The sequence below is a fragment of the Thermomonas sp. genome, from assembly GCF_041919455.1.
GTDB lineage: Bacteria > Pseudomonadota > Gammaproteobacteria > Xanthomonadales > Xanthomonadaceae > Thermomonas.
The window spans coordinates 1-19,092 of record NZ_JAYRTQ010000024.1 but is presented as its reverse complement, the minus strand read 5'-3'; the positions used below and the strand labels follow the sequence as shown (position 1 = coordinate 19,092).

Annotated in this window: 15 protein-coding genes; 9 read left to right on the top strand and 6 right to left on the bottom strand. The window is 67.5% G+C overall.

Translation table 11 applies throughout. The features are described from left to right. Nucleotides 1-42: 42 nt before the first annotated feature. Nucleotides 43-837 (top strand): queuosine precursor transporter, encoded by a 795-nt coding sequence (locus tag ACE3T8_RS13255; RefSeq protein ID WP_374609688.1) that lies wholly within the window; start codon nt 43-45, stop codon nt 835-837. Between the two features lie 207 nt (nt 838-1,044). Here the strand turns inward: ACE3T8_RS13255 and ACE3T8_RS13250 are convergent, their stop codons facing one another. Then, complete coding sequence (locus tag ACE3T8_RS13250) at nt 1,045-2,379, bottom strand: DEAD/DEAH box helicase (protein WP_374609686.1); 1,335 nt, start codon at nt 2,377-2,379, stop codon at nt 1,045-1,047. 323 nt (nt 2,380-2,702) lie between these two features. On the opposite strand from ACE3T8_RS13250, the gene ACE3T8_RS13245 reads away from it, so the two are divergent. Then, a complete protein-coding gene (locus ACE3T8_RS13245; protein ID WP_374609684.1) occupies nt 2,703-3,050 on the top strand; it encodes a hypothetical protein in 348 nt (115 codons plus the stop codon). Between the two features lie 3 nt (nt 3,051-3,053). Here ACE3T8_RS13245 and ACE3T8_RS13240 read toward each other — a convergent pair whose 3' ends face one another. From ACE3T8_RS13240 to ACE3T8_RS13220, 5 genes are read right to left on the bottom strand one after another with little or no spacing between them, the layout of a single operon-like run. Next, on the bottom strand, nt 3,054-3,473 hold the full coding sequence (locus ACE3T8_RS13240) for a DUF1801 domain-containing protein (RefSeq protein ID WP_374609682.1): 420 nt from the start codon (nt 3,471-3,473) through the stop codon (nt 3,054-3,056). A 22-nt stretch (nt 3,474-3,495) separates the two neighbouring features. Next, nucleotides 3,496-4,233 carry a sulfite exporter TauE/SafE family protein gene (locus tag ACE3T8_RS13235; RefSeq protein ID WP_374609681.1) on the bottom strand — a complete coding sequence of 246 codons (738 nt, stop codon included), beginning with the start codon at nt 4,231-4,233 and terminating at the stop codon, nt 3,496-3,498. Further along, on the bottom strand, nt 4,233-5,606 hold the full coding sequence (locus ACE3T8_RS13230; protein ID WP_374609679.1) for an MBL fold metallo-hydrolase RNA specificity domain-containing protein: 1,374 nt from the start codon (nt 5,604-5,606) through the stop codon (nt 4,233-4,235). Before ACE3T8_RS13230 ends, ACE3T8_RS13235 begins: the two co-directional genes overlap by 1 nt. Nucleotides 5,607-5,662: 56 nt before the next feature. Further along, nucleotides 5,663-6,421, bottom strand: a complete 759-nt coding sequence (locus ACE3T8_RS13225) for a LytR/AlgR family response regulator transcription factor (protein WP_374609677.1) — start codon at nt 6,419-6,421, stop codon at nt 5,663-5,665. Continuing rightward, on the bottom strand, nt 6,418-7,578 hold the full coding sequence (locus ACE3T8_RS13220) for a sensor histidine kinase (protein WP_374609675.1): 1,161 nt from the start codon (nt 7,576-7,578) through the stop codon (nt 6,418-6,420). The genes ACE3T8_RS13225 and ACE3T8_RS13220 overlap by 4 nt, the downstream gene beginning before the upstream one ends. Nucleotides 7,579-7,735: 157 nt before the next feature. On the opposite strand from ACE3T8_RS13220, the gene ACE3T8_RS13215 reads away from it, so the two are divergent. The 7 genes from ACE3T8_RS13215 to dxs all read left to right on the top strand — a co-directional run bounded on the left by ACE3T8_RS13215 (nt 7,736) and on the right by dxs (nt 18,929). After that, nucleotides 7,736-10,804, top strand: a complete 3,069-nt coding sequence (locus ACE3T8_RS13215; protein WP_374609673.1) for a TonB-dependent receptor plug domain-containing protein — start codon at nt 7,736-7,738, stop codon at nt 10,802-10,804. Between the two features lie 124 nt (nt 10,805-10,928). Then, nucleotides 10,929-11,327: a DoxX family protein gene (locus ACE3T8_RS13210; protein WP_374609671.1), complete on the top strand. Its 399-nt coding sequence runs from the start codon at nt 10,929-10,931 to the stop codon at nt 11,325-11,327. Continuing rightward, nucleotides 11,324-11,746, top strand: a complete 423-nt coding sequence (locus ACE3T8_RS13205; RefSeq protein WP_374609670.1) for a DoxX family protein — start codon at nt 11,324-11,326, stop codon at nt 11,744-11,746. Before ACE3T8_RS13210 ends, ACE3T8_RS13205 begins: the two co-directional genes overlap by 4 nt. A 111-nt stretch (nt 11,747-11,857) precedes the next feature. Then, nucleotides 11,858-13,240: a M16 family metallopeptidase gene (locus ACE3T8_RS13200; protein WP_374609668.1), complete on the top strand. Its 1,383-nt coding sequence runs from the start codon at nt 11,858-11,860 to the stop codon at nt 13,238-13,240. Further along, on the top strand, nt 13,237-14,631 hold the full coding sequence (locus tag ACE3T8_RS13195; RefSeq protein WP_374609666.1) for a M16 family metallopeptidase: 1,395 nt from the start codon (nt 13,237-13,239) through the stop codon (nt 14,629-14,631). Before ACE3T8_RS13200 ends, ACE3T8_RS13195 begins: the two co-directional genes overlap by 4 nt. A 133-nt stretch (nt 14,632-14,764) precedes the next feature. Continuing rightward, nucleotides 14,765-16,876 (top strand): M13 family metallopeptidase, encoded by a 2,112-nt coding sequence (locus ACE3T8_RS13190; RefSeq protein WP_374609664.1) that lies wholly within the window; start codon nt 14,765-14,767, stop codon nt 16,874-16,876. A 142-nt stretch (nt 16,877-17,018) separates the two neighbouring features. Continuing rightward, nucleotides 17,019-18,929, top strand: a complete 1,911-nt coding sequence (gene dxs / locus ACE3T8_RS13185; RefSeq protein WP_374609663.1) for a 1-deoxy-D-xylulose-5-phosphate synthase — start codon at nt 17,019-17,021, stop codon at nt 18,927-18,929. Nucleotides 18,930-19,092: the final 163 nt, after the last annotated feature.

Here is a 19,092-nt window from a genome sequence, read left to right as displayed (position 1 = left end):
CGGCGGCGCGACGGCCGTCCGAGCCACCGTACACTGCGGCGCATGGACACGACCCCTTCCGTTTCGCCACTGCGATTGCTGGACGATCGCGCCACCCGCCTGTTCGTCGCCCTGGCCGCGTTCTTCTGCGCCAACGCGGTGCTGGCGGAATTCATCGGGGTCAAGATCTTCGCGCTGGAAGACACCCTCGGCATTGCGCCATTGGAGTGGAACCTGTTCGGCCAGAGCGGCTCGCTGAACTTCACCGCCGGCACGCTGCTGTGGCCGATCGTGTTCATCATGACCGATACCGTGAACGAGTACTTCGGCAAGCGCGGCGTGCGCATGATCAGCTGGCTGGCGGCGGGCCTGATCGTCTACAGCTTCGTGTTCGCCTACCTCGCCATCCACCTGGCCCCTGCCTCATGGTGGGTCGGCGCGGCGAAGGACCAGGGCGTGCCCGATTACCAGACCGCCTACGCCGCGATCTTCGGCCAGGGCATGTGGATCATCGTCGGTTCGCTCGTCGCCTTCCTGGTCGGCCAGTTGATCGACGTGCAGGTCTTCCATCGCATCCGCGCACGCACCGGCGAGCGCCATGCCTGGCTGCGCGCCACCGGCTCGACCGCGGTGTCGCAGCTCGTCGACAGTTTCGTGGTGCTGTACATCGCCTTCGTGCTCGGTCCGCAGCAGTGGCCCACTTCGCTGTTCCTGGCCGTCGGCACGCTCAACTACGTTTACAAGATGCTCGCGGCGATCGCCCTGATCCCGTTGCTGTACCTGATGCGTGCCGGCATCCATCGCTACCTGGGCCGTGCGCGTGCCGACGAATTGCGCGCGCACGCTGCGGAAGGCTGAGTTCCTCGAGCGCCGAGGGGGCGGCTGGGCCTGATTGCTGCTCGGCTTCTGCGAACATCCTGTTCGAGGCGCCGCCGCGCGCCATCCATGGCGCGCTTTCCGCAATCAGGCCCAGCCGCCGCCTCGACGCGTGCAAGTTCGTGATGCGACCCGTACAAACAAAAGGGCCGGCTATGCCGGCCCTTCGTCATCGCGATGTCGCTTGGCTCAGGCGCGCGTACCACGCGGAGCGTTGCGCTTGCCTGCGTAAGCCGCCTGCCCGCCGGCCCGATGCTGCTTGGGACCGGCACGGCCGGCGCGTGCCGCTGGACGTGCATGCGGACGCGGGGCCGCGCCCGGGCGACCCGGCGGACGTTGCCCGCCATTGCCGCCGTTCTTCGGGATCGGCGTATCCAGGCGGATCGGCTTGCTCGGCGCGAAACCGGGCACCACGTCCATCACCAGGTCGACCTTCAGCAGGCGCTGGATCTGCCGCAGCAGGCCGCCTTCTTCCGGCGACACCAGCGACAGCGCCTGGCCCACGGCACCGTTGCGGCCGGTGCGACCGATGCGGTGCACGTAATCCTCGGCGACCATCGGCAGGTCGTGGTTGATCACCAGCGGCAGGTCGGGGATGTCGAGGCCGCGTGCGGCGACGTCGGTGGCCACCAGGATCCGCGCCTTGCCGGACTTGAAGTCCTTCAGCGCCTTCTGCCGGGCAGCCTGGCTCTTGTTGCCGTGGATCGCGACCGACGGCAGGCCGGCTTCTTCCAGTTGCTCGGCCAGGCGGTTGCAACCGTGCTTGGTCTTGCCGAACACCAGCACCTGGTCGGTGTGGCGCTGCGACAGGATCTGGATCAACAGGTCGCGCTTGCGCGAACCGTCGACCGGATGCGCGGTGTGGGTGATGGTCTGGGCGATAGTGTTCTGCGCCGCCACCTGCACCTGTTCCGGATTGGTCATGAACTCCAGGGCCAGGGCCTTGATCTGCGCCTCGAACGTGGCCGAGAACAACAGCGTCTGGCGCTGCTTCGGCAAGCGGTTGAGGACGCGCTTGATCGCCGGCAGGAAGCCCATGTCGAGCATGCGGTCGGCTTCGTCCAGCACCAGCACTTCCACCGCATCCAGCTTGACGCTGCCGCGATCCAGGTGGTCGATCAGGCGGCCCGGGCAGGCCACCAGCACGTCCACGCCACGGCGCAGCTGCTCGATCTGCGGCTGCATGCCGACGCCGCCGAACAGCGTGGTCACGTTGAGCTTGAGGTGGCGGCCATAGGTCTTGAAGCTGTCGGCGACCTGCACCGCCAGCTCACGGGTGGGTACCAGCACCAGCGCGCGCGGCTTGCGCGGGCCGGCCGGCGGGGTTTCCTTCGACAATCGGTTGAGCACCGGCAGCGCGAACGCCGCGGTCTTGCCGGTACCGGTCTGGGCGCCGCCCAGCACGTCGCGGCCGGACAGCACCAGCGGGATCGCCTGGGCCTGGATCGGGGTCGGGGTGTTGTAGTCGTTGTCGGCGAGCGCGCGCAGCAACGCGGGCGCAAGCCCGAGGGATTCAAACGTCATTGGATAATGCTCCGGTACAGAAAGCCCACGCGATGGCGTGGACGAACCCGAGCGTTTCCCTGGAACCGCGCTGCGAGTCGACGATGGCACGACGCCGGTGATTCGGTGCCGTGTCTGCGCGACGAAAGGCGTATGGAAGAAGCAGGCCGCCGAGGCGGCAGGCGTGACCGGGAAAACGATCAGCCGTGCGCAGAACGGGGCGGATGATACGCGAAACCCCGGCTTGCCGTCCGAAAAGGCTGAATCTGCCGTTCACCCGCCCCCCCTTCCCCGCCGCCTGCCACCATGACAACCTCGCGCCTTCCTTCACGACCGGCACCGCCATGAAGCCCGAGATCCGCATCGCCAGCTGGCTGTTGGCCAGCGTGTTCGTCGTGATGGGCGGCTACCGCTTGTGGCATGCATTCCACGGCGTGCCCACCGCCAATGCCACACTCGTCTTCAGTGCAGGGGAACTGCTGCTCGGCATCGCCATCGCCGCCGGCTGGCGCTTGCGCGCGATGGCGCTGCTGGGTGCATTGCTGATGCTGGTCGATGCCGTACTCTCGTATCGCTTCTGGATCTTGCAGGGCAATGCGCAGGCCACACAACTGCTGCACTTCATGAAGAACATCGGCCTGGTGGGCGGGTTGTTCCTGCTGTCCTCGCTGGTCGTCGGCAAGCGCCGCTGACCCTCAGCGGCGGATCCGCTGCAGCGCCATCGCATCGACCGAACAGTCGATCAATGCCTGCAGCGTGTCGAGGTCGACATCGGCGAGCTTTTTCAGGTACAGGCAACTCTTGCCGGTCTTGTGCCTGCCGAGCTTGCCCAGCAGTTCCGCGCGCTGCTCGAAGCCGGGCATGAGGTAGAGGGTCAGGTCGTTCTTGCGCGGCGAGAACCCCACGATGGGCCACTCGAAGGTTTTCCTGTTGCTGCCGGTATACGCATAGCGGCCGAAGCCGACGATCGCCGCGCCCCACATTTCCGCGCGCTCGCCGGTGGCGGCTTCCATCATCCGCAGCACCGCTTCGCAATCCGCGCGGCGCTGGTCGCCCTGCTGCGCCAGGAATTCCGACACCGACGCAGCGGTCGGACGGGTCTTGAGTTCGCTCATGGCATCGCTCCCTTTGCCCCGATTATGTGCGCAACGCCTGCACCAGCGTCACCAGCCCGATCGCAAACACCAGCAGCAGCGCGGTGCGGCGGAACAGCGCCTGCGGCATCCGCGCGAGGATGCGCTTGCCGATCCAGGTGCCGGCGATGGCGACGACCGCCAGCAGCGGCACCCAGACAAGGTCGTGCGCATGGATGTAGCCGTTGCGCGCGTACACCGCGGCGCGCGACAGGTCGATCGCCATGTCGATCGCCGCCGAGGTGGCGATGAAGACCTCCTTGCGCAGGTCGAACGCGGCCAACGTCATCCCGCGGACCGCGCCACCGGTTCCCACCAACCCCGCCATGCTGCCGGACAACGCGCCTCCCAGCACGGCGCTGCGCGTGGTCGCCGCCAGCCGCCAGCGCGGCCGCAACAGCATCCATCCGCTCAGTGCCAGCAGGAACACCGCGAGCGTGGCTTCCAGCCAGCGGCTGGGGAACCACGCGGTGGCCAGACCGCCGAGCACCGCAAACAGCACCGACGGCAGGCCCAATCGCAACAACATGTCTCGGTCGATGCCGCCACGGAACAAGCCGAGCTTGCTGATGTTGCTGGCGAGGTGGAACAGCGCGGTGATGCCCAGCACCGACTGGAAATCGAAATAGACATTCGCGACCGGCACGAAGAACACCGACGAGCCGAACCCGCCCACCGTCCCCGCGATTTCCGCCAGCAACGCGAGCAGCAGGAAGGTCGCGCTGCGCCCGAACCCGAACATCAGGCGTCGAGGGTCATGCCCGGCCGCACCAGCACGACTTCGATGCGGTCGCGCTCGCCGATCTCGCCGGCAAGCGCCTCGCGCGCCTGGTCCTCGCCATGCACCAGCGCGAGCGGTGGCTTGGGATCGAAATGACCGAACCAGTCGAGCAGGCCACGTTGGTCGGCATGTGCGGACAGCCCGCCGACGGTGTGCATGCTCGCGTTGACCCGGACATCGCGGCCATGGATGCGGATCCACTTCGCGCCGTCGACCAGCCGCCGGCCGATGGTGCCTGCGCCCTGGTAGCCTACGAACACCACGTGCGCCTCGCGCCGGCCCAGGTTGTTGCGCAGGTGGTGGAGGATGCGCCCGCCGTTGGCCATGCCGCTGCCGGCGATGATGATCGCGCCACGCTGGATACGGTTGATCGCCATCGATTCCTCGGTGGACGCGGTGATGTGCAGGTTGGGCAACTTGAACGGGTTCGGTGCATCGCGCCAGACCGCGCGGGCATCGTCGTCGAAGAGATCGTGGTGGCGGCCATAGACCTGCACCACCTTGCCGGCCATCGGGCTGTCCAGGAACACCTGCCAGCGCGACATGTTCCATTCGTCCCAATACCTGGCGAACCAGTAAAGCAGCTCCTGCGAACGCCCCACCGCGAATGCCGGGATCAGCACGTTGCCGCCGTCGCGCCATGCCTGCTCAAGGATGCCGCCGAGCTCGCTGATCGTGTCCGCGCGATCCTTGTGGTTGCGATCGCCGTAGGTCGATTCCATCAGCACCAGGTCGGCGCGTGCGATGGGCGTGGGGTCGCGCAGGATCGGCGTGCCCTTCGGGCCGAGGTCGCCGGAGAACACCAGTTTCCTGCCGTCCGCCCACAGCTCGACGATCGATGAGCCCAGGATGTGGCCGGCATCGCGGAACGCGATCTCGACGCCGTCGAGGATGCTGTTGCGCGCGTCGTAGGGCAGCGCGCGCAGCTGCGCCATCGCGTCGGCCACGTCGTCCTTGGTGTACAGCGGTTGCCGCTCGGCTTCGCCGTGCGCGCGGCGGCGATTGAACCGCTCGGCATCGCTTTCCGCCAGCGACGCCGAATCCAGCAGCATGATCGGCATCAGGTCTGCGGTCGCATGTTGGGCGAAGATCGGCCCGCGGAAGCCGCGCTTGACCAGCAGCGGCACGCGGCCGATGTGGTCGATGTGCGCATGGCTGATCACCAGCGCATCGAGCGACGCCGCATCGAAGGGAAACGGATCGGCATTGCTCGCCTCCATCTCCGCGCTGCCCTGGCACATCCCGCAATCCAGCAGCAGGCGTTTCCCCGCTGCTTCCCCCAGGTGCATGGAACCGGTGACCTCGCCCGCCGCACCATGGAAATGCACGCGCATGCGTCCGCTCCTGCGTGATCCGCGTCTCGAACCGGAGGGCAGGTTACCGCAGCGGGTCAGCCGCGCGCGTAGACCGAGATCGACGGCTCGGGGGCCAGCCCCAGCGCCGCACGCAGGGCATCGCGGTAGCTGCGACCGGAGACCAGGCGCTGGCCGCTGTGCAGGTTGACCCGGTAACGCCCCGAGGCCAGCGGTTCGATCTCGCGGATCGCATCGATGCGCACGATCGCCGAGCGATGGATGCGCAGGAAGCGCTGCGGATCCAGCCGCGCGTGGAAGCCGCTGATGGTCTCGCGCAGCACGAAGCTGCGCGCGCCGACCTTCAGCTCGACGTAGTTGGCCTGCGCCAGCGCGCAATCGAGCTCGTCCAGTTCGACCATCTGCATGCGCCGGCCGATCGGCAGGGCCAGCCGCCGCGGGATGGCCGGCGTGGCGATGATGGCGGCTTCGCTGGCAAGCGCGCGCTGCACGCGCTCCAGCGCCTGCAGCAGGCGGTCGGCGGAAATCGGCTTGAGCAGGTAGTCCACCGCCTGCACGTCGAAGGCGCGCACGGCGTGCTCGGCATGCGCGGTGACGAACACCACCGCGCACGGCCGCGCGACCACGTGCTCCAGCGCCTGGAAGCCGTCGGCGCCGGGCATCTGGATGTCCAGGAACAGCAGGTCGCAGGGACAGTCCGGCAGCAGTTGCATGACCTCGATGCCGCTGGCGCACTCCGCCACGACATCAAGGCCCGGGATCGTCCCCAGCAACCGGCGCAGCCGCAGGCGCGCCAGCGGCTCGTCATCGGCGATCACCACGCGCAATGCGCTCATGGCAAGGCGACTTCGTCGAAGCGCATGTTGCGCACAGGCGCATCATGGACACCCGCAGGCATCGCCTGTTGGCGCGGCAGGCGCAGGCTCACGCGGGTACCGCCGGTCGCCGTTGCCTCGATCGACAACGATGCATCGTCGCCATACAGCGCCTGCAGGCGCGCACGGGTATTGGCCAGGCCGATGCCGTTGCCCTCGACGTCCGGCAGGCCCTCGGCACCATCGTCCTCCACGTCCAGCCACAGCGCACCGCCCGCCAGGCCGGCACCGATGCGCACGCTACCGGGGCGGATCCGCCGCGCGATCGCGTGCACCACTGCGTTCTCCACCAGCGGCTGCAGCAATTGCGGCGGCACGGCTTCGTCCAGGCAGTCCGCGGCGACGCGCCAGTGCACCTGCATGCGCTCGCCCAGCCGCACCTTCTCGATCTCCAGGTACTGCGCCAGCAAGTCGAGTTCCTCGCGCAGGCTGACCCATTGCAGGCGCGAGCTGTCCAGGCTTCGCCGCAGCAGCGCCGACAGGCCCACCAGCATGCGGTCGGCGCGGTCGGCGTCGTGGTGGACGAGCTCGGCGATCGAATTCAGCGCGTTGAACAGGAAATGCGGATTGAGCTGGGCGGCGATCGCGTCCAGCCGCGCCTGCGCCAGCAATCCCTGCAGTTCCGCCGCGCGCCGCTCCTGCGCGCGCGCCTCGTCGGAGAACAGCAGCGCATGGGCGATGCCGATCATGATCCAGCTGATCAGCACGTTGCTGTAGAGGCTGGTCGGCATCACGTCGGACCAGAAATCCGGCGGGCTGTCGTACCAGCCGATCCACGGATCCAGCGTGTGGATGAACACCGCGCGCACCACGACCATCGCGAACGCAGCCAGCATCAGGATGCTGCAGGCGCGGGCCACGTTGCCGCGGCGGATCGGCACGCGCGACACCAGCCAGAACAGCGACACCGTGAGCGGCACCCAACCCCACATCCCGACCAGGCTGGTGCGCAGCACGTCGGCCCAGGCGTACTGCTTGCCCATGTCCGCGGCCATCGACATCACCTGGTGCGCGTAGAGCAGTCCGTATGCCGTCCAGCCGACAAAGGCGGACAGCCACAGCCCCCACCACGAGCGCGGCGGCAACGACAACCAACGGGTCTGTTCGGCGGACTCCATGCGGCAACGCTAACGCCGGCCCTCGCCAGCCGCAATCGCAGCGGTGGTGTTCGCCGCGAGCGTGGTGCGGTTCGTCCCACGACGCTTGTCGGAACCATCGCTGCCGGGGAGTTTCGTCGCACGACCACCATCGCGACACGCCACCCGGGGAACCCGCATGCCTGCCACCATCCGCACCGTCACTCGCAAACGCACCACCCTGGCCCTCGCCATTGGCCTGGGCATCGCCGGCCTTGCCTCCGCGCAGAGCAACACCGCAGGCGCCATCCACGGCCATGCGGCGCAGGGCGACGTGGTGGTGATCGAGAACGCCGCGACCGGCTATCGCCGCGAAATCAGCGTCGGTGCGGATGGTGGGTTCCGCGCACCGCAAACGCCTTCCGGCACCTACACGGTGACCGTGCACCGTGCCGATGGCAGCACCCGGGTGCGCGAGCGCGTGGCGGTCAGCGTGGGCACCGGCACCCAGGTCGATTTCCCGAGCGACGACACCACCACGCTCGACGCGGTGACCGTGCGCGCCGGCAGCATCAACCCGGTCGACGTGTCGTCGGTGGAATCCACCACGATCCTGTCCGCCCAGCAGATCGCCAGCATCCCGGTGGCGCGCGACGCCACCAGCGTCGCCCTGCTCGCACCCGGCACGGTGCGCGGCGATGCCGCGTTCGGCAACCTGGCCTCGTTCGGCGGCTCGTCGGTGGCGGAGAACGCGTACTACGTCAATGGCTTCAACATCACCAATGCGTTCAACAACCTCGTCTTCGCGCAGATCCCGTTCGAGGCGATCGCCGAGCAACAGGTCAAGACCGGCGGCTACGGCGCCGAGTTCGGCCGCTCCACCGGCGGCGTGGTCAACCTCATCACCCGCCGCGGCACCAACGACTTCTCCGCGGGTGGGGCGATCTACTGGACGCCGTCCTCGCTGGCCGGCAAGGCCCCGGACATCCATCTCAACAACGGCGACCTGCTGCAGGACAACTCACGGGACGATGGAGAACAATCCAGCGTCGCCCTGTGGGCCGGCGGCGCGCTGGTCCGCGATCGCCTGTTCGCCTACGGCCTGGTGCAGTTCGCCCGCAACGACGGCGATACCTGGAACGACGTCAACGCCGGCATCAACGCCAACACGCGCACGCGTTCGCCCACGTGGTTGCTGAAGATGGACTGGAACCTGTCGCAGGATCACCTGCTGGAACTGACCAGCTTCTCGGATGTCGCGCGTACCACCCAGGTCGTGCACACCAACGACGAAGGCGTGCTCAACCGCACCGGCGTGCTCGGCACTGTCTACACAGAACAGGGTGGCACCAGCCACGCGCTCAAGTACACCGGCTACCTCAGCGACAGCTTCACCCTGTCCGCGCTGCTGGGACGCGGCAAGTTCAGCCGCGGCATCTACGGTATTTCCGCCAACGGCACGCGCCAGGAATGGTCGGGCGATATCAACGCGCCCGACACCGGTTGCCCGGTGATCGTCGACCAGCGCAACTCCACCTTGCTCGGGGCAACACCGGCGATCCATGGCTGCGACTTCATCGGCGGCACCCTGGGACGACCCGACGCCGGCGATACCCGCAAGCAACTCCGGGTGGATGCCGAATGGTTGCTCGGGGATCACCAGTTGCGCTTCGGCGTCGATGCCGACCGCTTCACCTCGGTGGCCGGCGGCGCGATCGAAGGCGGACAGGTCTGGAACTACGCCACCATCGATCCCGATGGCGTGCCGCTCAACGACGACGACATCGACTTCGTGGTCAACGTGGTGTTCAAGAACGGCGCCACCGTCGACGTCGACCAGCGCGCGTTCTACATCGAGGATCGCTGGCAGGTCACGCCGAACTTCCTCGCCTACGCGGGCCTGCGCTGGGACAGCTTCGACAACCGCAACGGCAACGGCGAGTCCTATGCCTCCATCGACAACCAGTTGGGACCACGGCTCGGATTCGCATGGGACGTGAAGGGCGATGCCTCGCTGAAGATCTTCGGCAACGCCGGGCGCTACGCCTTGCCGCTGACCGCGACGGTGGCGATCCGCGGTGCCAGTGCGTCGATCTTCAGCCAGCAACTGTTCTTCTACGACAGCGTGGATCCCGCCACCGGTGCACCGGTCGGTGCCACGCCGTTCACCCCCATCACTTACCTCAACAATGAATTCGGCGCGCAGAAGGATCCGCGCACCATCGCCTCCGAGAACCTGCAGCCGATGTACCAGGACGAATTCATCCTGGGCTTCCAGAAGCAGATGGACGAGCACTGGTCGTTCGGCCTGCGCACGGTGTATCGCGACCTGCGCCGCGCGATCGACGACAACTGCGACGAGCGTGCGATCTACGACTGGGCGATCGACAACGGCTTCGTCGACCCCGACGGCGATCCCTTCCAACCGCCGGAGGCAAGCACGGTCCCGAAGGAGATCGCCTTCATCAACCCTGGCTTCACCTTCTGCCACCTGTACAACCCGGGCAGCGACGGCGTGTTCAACATCGACATCGACGGCAACGGCACGCTGGAGAAAGTCACCATCGACGCCGACACGCTGGGCCCCAAGGCCAAGCGCACATATTCGGCGGCCGAGTTCTTCTTCGAGGGGCATTGGGACAAGCTGTTCCTGCAGGGCTCCTACACCTGGGCGCGCAGCACCGGCAATACCGAGGGCGGCATCAAGTCCGACATCGGCCAGGCCGACACCGGCACCACCCAGGACTTCGACTATCGCGAACTGATGCTGGGCGCGGACGGCCCGCTGCCGAACGACCGCAAGCACACGCTGAAGGTGTTCGGAAACTACGACCTCAACGAGCAGTGGTCGATCGGCGGCAACCTGCTGGTGCAGTCCGGCCGGCCGATCAACTGCTTCGGCGTGTACGGCAACGACCCGCTGCACTACGGCAACTCGTACTTCTCCTGCAGCAACACGCCGGGCACCGATACCGACGGCGACGGCGTGCTCGACAATGGCACCCAGATCGTTCCGCGCGGCAGTGCCGGCCGCACGCCGTGGCAACGCCAGTTGGACCTCAACGTGGTCTGGAAACCCGCGTTCGCGGACGACCGCCTCACCTTCAAGCTCGATGTGTTCAACGTGTTCAACACGCGCACCGTGACCAGCGTGGTGGAAACCGCAGAGACCAACGAAGGCAGCTCGCTGTTCGGTACGGTCTACGGCATCCCGACCAGCTTCCAGGCGCCGCGCGCGGTGCGCCTGATGCTGCAGTACGCGTTCTGAGTCCATGAGCGCCGCCACCCCTCCCCTGGAAGCGCGGGACAGGCAACACTCGTCCCGCGTCTTTTTTCTTCCTGCGGCCATCGGCCCGGCATCCGGATTCCCGTGGTGGCCACTTCCCGATGCATTGCGCCTCCTGCGCCTGGTCACCGCCCTGCTGTTCATGGCGCATGCGTCGATGCGCTTTGTGCTCGGCACGATCCCGCAATTCGGCACGTTCATGGAATCGCAGGGATTCCCGCACGGGCAGGCCTGGGTGCTGGCGATCACCTTCTACGAACTCGGTGCAGGCAGCCTGCTGATCCTGAACCGCGGCGTGCGTTGGGCCGCCAGCGGCCTGGCGGTGATCGTCGCGGTCGGGATCGTGCTGATCCATCGCCATAACGGCTGGTTCGTCGGTGAGCACGGCGTGGGTGGCAGCGAATACAGCGTGGCCCTGCTGGCGATGCTGCTGGTTGTCGCCGCCGATGACGCCGCGCGCGCATCCCGTTTCGTTCCATCCGCCAACGAGGCCGATTCGACATGAACGACACACCTCCCGCCGTCGCGCGACCCGATTGCGCATTGCTCGGCTTCCGCCTGCTGATCGCTCTCCTGATCGGCATCCACGGCTGGTACCGGCTGCATGCCGGGACCTCATCGGGATTCGGCGACTGGCTGGCCACCCAGGGCATCCCGCTGGCGCATGCGGTAGCCTGGGGCGTCACCATCGGCGAGGTCGTCGGCTCGGCCTGCCTGGCGATCGGGGTCTGCGTGCGTCCGTTCGCCCTGCTGTTCATGGCGATCTACGCGATGGGCATCGTCTTGGTGCATGCGCCGGAAGGCTGGTTCGTGGTCGGCGCCGGCCGCAACGGCATGGAGTACAGCGTGCTGCTGATCGGCAGCCTGACGCTGGTGGCGTTGCGCATCCGCACGCCGCTCTGGCACGCGTTCAGGTCGCGCTGACCGATCCGTGGGGATCCGGCAAGGCCACGGGCACGACTTCCGGCAGGTGCCGACCACGCCGGGTTCCGGGCATGGTGCGCGATTCGCCATGCGTCCACCGAGGGGAACCCCATGCGCCTGTTGTCACTGGCCTGCGCGATCGCGCTTGGCCTGAGTTCCGTGGCGGCGTCCGCTGCCACGCCCAATCCGGCGGCGAAGGTGCCGGGCAGCGAGGCCATCGTCAGCAAGACCCTGGCGAACGGCCTGAAGATCGTGGTCTGGCCCGACCACGACATCCCCAACGCCAACTACTACACCTTCTACAAGGTCGGCAGCCGCAACGAATACCCGGGCATCACCGGGCTCGCGCACTACTTCGAGCACATGATGTTCAACGGCACGACCAGGCGCGCGCCGGGCGAGTTCGACAAGCAGATGGAAGCCGCCGGCGGCAGCAACAACGCCAGCACCAGCAACGACCTGACCATCTACACCGACTGGTTCCCCAGCAACGCGCTGGAGACGATCTTCGACCTCGAAGGCGACCGCATGGCCAACCTGTCGTTCGATCCGAAAGTGATCGAAAGCGAACGCGGCGTGGTTTTCAGCGAGCGTCGCTCCAGCATCGACAACGACAACTTCGGCACCCTGATGGAGCAGATGCAGGCCACCGCGTGGACCGCGCATCCCTACCAGTTCCCGACCATCGGCTGGCCGTCCGACATCGAGCAGTGGAAGCTCGACGACCTGAAGAAGTTCTTCAAGACCTACTACGCGCCCAACAACGCGGTGCTGGTGGTCGCCGGCGACGTGGAGCCGGCGCAGGTGTTCGCGCTGGCCGACAAGTACCTGGCCGCGCTGCCGAAACAGCCCGCGCCGGCACCGATCACCACCGTCGAGCCGGAACAGCTGGGCGAGCGCCGCCTGGTGGTGGAACGGGCGGACGCGCAATCGCCGATCGTCGCCTATGCCTTCCACAGCGGCATCGGCGCGGGCAGCAAGGACTATCCCACGCTGGAACTGCTGACCACGATCCTGTCGCAGGGCGAATCCTCGCGCCTGCACCAGCGCCTGGTCGAGAAGGAACAGGCGGCCACCCAGGCCGGTGCGTTCGCCGAGGCAGGCTTCGACCCCGGCCTGCTGTGGGTGTACGCGATGCTGCCGCCAGGCGGCGACATGGCGAAGGTGGAGGCCCTGCTCGACGACGAACTGGCGAAGATCGCCCGCGACGGCGTCACCGCCGCCGAACTCGACAAGGCGCGCAACCTCAAGGCCTCCGCTTTCTGGCGCGGCATGGCCACGATCAACGGCAAGGCGCGGGCATTGGGCACGTACGAAGTGTTCAACGGCGACTACCGCAAGCTGTTCGATGCGCCCACCGCGTACGAGGCCGTCAGCGCCGCCGACGTGCAGGCGCTGGCATCGAGGATCCTGCGCATCCAGAACCGCACCACCGGCCTGCTCAAGCCGGTCGCCGCCGCACCCACTGCCGACAAGAAGGAGGCCGCGAAATGAGCCTGTTCCGCACCGTTTCCCTCGCAGTGATCGCGGCATTCGCGTTAAGCAGTGCGATGGCCGCCGACATCAAATTGCCCGACTACCAGACCGTCACCCTCGACAACGGCGCCACCGTCCTGCTGATGCCGCGCAAGGATGTCCCGCTGATCGCCGCCAACATCGCCGTGCGCGGCGGCGCGCTGGCCGATGCGCCCGGCAAGGAAGGCACCGCCGACCTGCTCGGCGAAATGCTCTCCAAGGGCGCCGGCAGCCGCACCGCGCTGCAGTTCGCGCAGGCCGTCGATGGGGCGGGCGGCAGCCTGGGCTTCGGCAGCTCGCGCGAGGCGATCGTCGCCAATGCGCAGTTCCTGTCCAAGGACAGCGCGCTGATGCTGTCCCTGCTCGCCGATGCGCTGCTGCGGCCGACCATGGACGCCGCCGAGTTCGACAAGCTGCGCAAGCGCGCGATCGACGGCATCGCCAATGCCAAGGACTCCGATCCGCGCCAGCTGATCGGCACCTACACCGGTGGCTGGCTGTTCCGCGGCCACCCGTACGGGCGCTCCACCGGTGGCGACGAAACCAGCCTGGCCACGATCACCCTCGCCGACCTGCAGGCCTACCGCCAGCAGCAGATGGGCGGCGACCGCCTGGTCATCGCCATCGCCGGCGATTTCGATGCCAACGCGGTGACTGCGCAGCTGAAGCAGTCGTTCGGGGCATGGCCGAAGGCGAGCGGCAACCTGCCCCGGGTCGACGCCAAGGCGCGCGAGACCGGCCGCCGCGTGCTGCTGGTCGACAAGCCGGGCGCCACCCAGACCTACTTCGCGCTGGCCAATGTCGGCAGCAAGCGGGGCGATCCCGCCGAAGCCGCGCAGGACCTGGTGCAGACCGCGTTCGGCGGGCGCTTCACCTCGATGCTCAATACCGAACTGCGGGTGAAGTCCGGCCTGACCTATGGCGCCCGCTCGGGCATCGAACGCGCGTCCCAGCCGGGCCCCGCGGTCATCAGCAGCTTCACCAAGACCGAAACCACCAAGGCCGCGATCGACCTCGCCATCGCCACCCTCGATCGCCTGCACAAGGACGGGCTGGACGGCGCGACCATCGACTCCGCCAAGCGCTACGTCGCCGGCCAGTACGCGCCGGGCCTGGAGACCGCGCCGCAACTCGCCGCGCAACTGGTCGACATGACCCTGTACGGCGAGTCGCGCGAGGCGGTCGATGGCTACCTCGGCAACATCGCCGCGGCCACGCCGGCGCAGATCGCCGACGCCCGCGCGGTGTTCCCGCAGAGCCAGGACCTGGCCATCGTCGCCATCGGCGATGCAGCGAAGATCCGCGAGTGGATGAAGGCCTACGGCCCGCTCACCGAGATGAAGCTGACCGATCCGCGCTTCACCCCGTAACCCCGCGCGCCACCCGTTCGTCGGCACTCGCCGGAGGTTGTGACCTCCGGCACCGGCCGGCATCGCCCGTGCTCGCTAGAGTTCCCGCGCGACGCCAGTGCGTCGCCCTTCTTCCTTGCACCACCGGAGTCGCATGCCCGTGAAAATCCCGAAGATCCTGCTGCTGTCGCTGTCCATCGGCGCCGCCCTCGCCGGCTGCCAGAAGCCCGCCGAGACCGCTGCCGCCAGCACCGGAACCGCCAAGGCCGAAGCCCCCGCCTACACCCTCGACGAATCCAAGCTGCCGCCGTTCAACCAGTTCACCCTGGCCGACCTCGATGCCGGCAAGAGCGCCTGCGTCGACTTCGCCGGGCACGTCAACGGCAAGTGGCTGGCGGCCAATCCCATCCCGGGCGATCGCAGCAGCTGGGGCGCGTTCGAAATGCTGGCGGAGCGTTCGCTGGGCGTACAGCGCCAGCTGGCCGAGCAGGCCGCCGCGAAGAACGCGGACGTCGGCGTCGACAAGATCGTCGGCGACTTCTGGTCCACCGGCATGGACGAGGCGAAGATCGACGCCCAGGGCGTAGAACCGTTGAAGCCGGAACTGGCGAAGATCGATGCGCTCGCCGATGGTCCGGCCATCGCCGAATTCCTGCGCACGTCCGAGGCCGAGGGCAACGGCTACCTGATCGGCATCGGTTCGATGCCGGACTTCAAGAATTCCGACATCAACATCGCCGCCACCGGCCAGGGCGGCCTGGGCCTGCCGGACGTGCCGTACTACAGCAAGCCCGAGTACCAGAAGATCCGCGATGCCTACGTCGCGTATGCGACCAAGCTGCTGGAGCTGTCCGGCATGCCGGCCGCCGAGGCGGCGACGCAGGCCAAGGACATACTGGCCTTCGAGGCGCGACTGGCCAAGGTCAGCAAGTCCAGCGAGGAGTTCTCGCGCGATGTCGGCCTGTACTACAACCCGATCAGCCCGGCCGATGCCGACAAGCTGTCGCCGAACTTCCCCTTCACCAAGCTGTTCGAATCGCAGGGCGTTGCGGTGCCGGCGATGTTCTCGCTGTCGGTGCCGGCCTACCACGCCGAAGTCAGCAAGATGCTGGCCGACGTGCCGGCGGCGCAGTGGAAGAGCTACCTGAAGTTCCACTTGCTGGATGGCGCAGCCCCTTACCTCTCCAGCGACTTCGTGCAGGCCAACTTCGAGTACTACGGCAAGACCCTGGGCGGGCAGAAGGAACTGCGCGAGCGCGGCAAGCGCGTGCTCGGCACCATCGACGGCCAGGTCGGCGAAGCGCTGGGCCAGATGTACGTGAAGGTCGCCTTCCCGGCCGAGTCCAAGGCCAAGATGGAAACCCTGATCAAGAACCTCGGCGACGCGCTGAAGCTGCGCATCGAGGGCCTGGAATGGATGAGCGCCGACACCAAGAAGAAGGCGCTGGAGAAGTGGGCTTCGTTCCAGCCGCGCGTGGGCTACCCGGACAAGTGGCGCGAGTGGACCGGCCTGTCGACCAGCCGCGACAGCTACATCGGCAACGTCATGGCCGCGCGCAAGTTCAACTACAAGTGGGACATCGGCAAGATCGGCCAGCCGGTCGACAAGACCGAATGGGGCATGCGCCCGCAGACGGTCAACGCGCAGTACAACCCGCTGGCCAACCAGATCACCTTCCCGGCCGCGATCCTGCAGCCGCCGTTCTTCGATCCGAAGGCCGATGACGCGCTGAACTACGGCGGCATCGTGGCTGTGATCGGCCACGAGATGACCCACGGCTACGACGACCAGGGCAGCCGCTTCGACGCCAAGGGCACCATGCTCGATTCGCCGGGCTGGTGGACGCAGGCCGACCTGGACAGCTTCAAGGCCCGCACCGGCAAGCTGGTCGCGCAGTTCAACGACTACAAGGCGAGCAACGGCAAGGCCCTCAACGGTAACCACACGCTGGGCGAGAACATCGCCGACCTCGGCGGCCTGGCCACGGCCTACGATGCCTTCACCAAGGCCACTGCCGGCCAGCCCGACCCGAAGATCGACGGCCTGACCCGCGATCAGCGCTTCTTCTACGGCTGGGCCACCGTGTGGCGCCGCAACTTCACCCCGGAGGAGCTTGAGCAGCGCCTGCAGACCGACGAGCACGCCCTGGCCGAGTACCGCGCCATCGGCGCGCCGTCCAACATGCCGGCCTTCGCCCAGGCGTTCGGCTGCAAGGTCGGCGACCCGATGGCCCGCGATGGCGACAGGCACGTCGTGATCTGGTGATCCGGATGCGTTGATCGTAGGGGCAGGCCCCCGTGCCTGCCCTGCTTTCAGGGCAGGCACGGGGGCCTGCCCCTACGTTATCGCGGATGCCGCATCTGCCCGCTTCATTGCCCCTTCCCGCAGGCGGGGGGACAATAGCGGCATGATCGACGCTACCCGCTATCCCCGGTTGTCCCGGATCGACCGCCCCGCCGACCTGCGCACCTTCGAGCCTTCCGAGCTGCGCGCCATCGCCGACGAACTGCGCGGCTACCTGATCGAGTCGGTCGGCAAGTCCGGCGGCCACTTCGGCGCCGGCCTGGGCGTGGTGGAACTGACCACGCTGCTGCACTACCTGTACGACACGCCGGAAGACCGGATCGTCTGGGACGTGGGCCACCAGAGCTACCCGCACAAGATCCTCACCGGGCGTCGCGACGCGATCCACACGGTCAAGCAGAAGGACGGCGTGGCGCCGTTCCCGAAGCGCGAGGAAAGCGAGTACGACACCTTCGGCGTGGGCCATTCGTCCACCTCGATCTCGGCCGCGCTGGGCATGGCCATCGCCAACGCGCGCGCCGGCAACGATCGCCGGGTGGTCGCGGTGATCGGCGACGGCGCCATGACCGCGGGCATGGTCTACGAAGCGCTCAACCACGCCGGCGGCATGGACGAGGAACCCAACCTGCTGGTGATCCTCAACGACAACCGCATGTCGATCAGCGAGGCGGTCGGCGGGCTGACCAAGATGCTCGGGCGGATGACCGGCAGCAAGACGCTCAACGCCTTGCGCGAGGGCGGCAAGAAGCTGCTCGGCGACAAGCGCAGCAGCGGCACCGCGCGTTTCGTGCGGCGCTGGGAGGAGCACTGGAAGGGCATGTTCGTGCCCTCCACCCTGTTCGAGGAAATGGGCTTCCACTACACCGGTCCGATCGACGGCCACGACGTGGATGCGCTGCACGGCGTGCTGACCATGCTCAAGGGCCTGAAGGGCCCGCAGGTGCTGCATGTCATCACCACCAAGGGCAAGGGCTACGAGCTCGCCGAAGGCGACCAGATCGGCTACCACGCGGTCTCGCCCTTCGATCCCGAGAAGGGGCTGGTGGCGAAGACCGGCGCGAAGAAACCGACCTATACCGATGTCTTCGGCGACTGGTTGTGCGACATGGCAGCGGCGGACGACAAGCTGCTGGCGATCACCCCGGCGATGCGCGAAGGCTCCGGCCTGGTGCGCTTCAGCCAGGAATACCCGGCGCGTTATTTCGACGTCGCCATCGCCGAGCAGCATGCGGTGACGCTGGCCGCCGGCATGGCCTGCGAAGGTGCCAAGCCGGTGGTCGCGATCTACTCGACCTTCCTGCAGCGCGCCTACGACCAGCTGGTCCACGACGTCGCGATCCAGAAGCTCGACGTGCTGTTCGCGATCGACCGCGGCGGCGTGGTGGGTCCCGATGGCGCGACCCACGCCGGCAACCTCGACCTCAGCTTCCTGCGCTGCGTGCCGAACATGGTCGTGATGGCCCCGGCCGATGAGGACGAGTGCCGCAAGCTGCTAAGTACCGGCTACAGGCACGCAGGTCCGGCCGCCGTGCGCTACCCGCGCGGCACCGGTCCCGGCACTGCGATTTCCGCATCGCTCGAAACGCTGCCGATCGGCAAGGCGGAGCTGCGCCGCAACGGCTCGCGCATCGCCCTGCTCGCGTTCGGCGCCATCGTGCCGGCGGCGCAACAGGTTGGCGAAGACCTCGGCCTGACCGTGGTCAACATGCGTTTCGTGAAGCCGCTGGATCGCGCGCTGCTGCTCGAACTGGCGAAGACCCACGAAGGCTTCGTCACCCTCGAGGACAACGTGGTCGCCGGCGGCGCCGGCAGCGGCGTAGCCGAACTGCTGGCCGCCGAAGCCATCGTGATGCCGATCCTGCACCTGGGCCTGCCGGATGCCTTCCAGCACCACGCCAGCCGCGAAGACCTGCTCAGCGAAGCCGGGCTGGATGCGGCCGGGATTCGTGCCGCGGTGCTTAAGCGCTGGCCCGGACTGGCCGAAGCGTTCCACCCACACGCCGCCACGGCCTGACATCCCTTGCAGGAGCGGCGTAAGCCGCGACCTCGCTTCGTCGGAACGAATCGTCGCGGCTTACGCCGCTTGTGTCTTGGATTTGCCCTAGTGTGTGAAGTGAGAGCGGAGTGCGGGACGCCGACAGGCCGGAGTGCTCGCAAGCACGGGTAGGAGCAAGGGC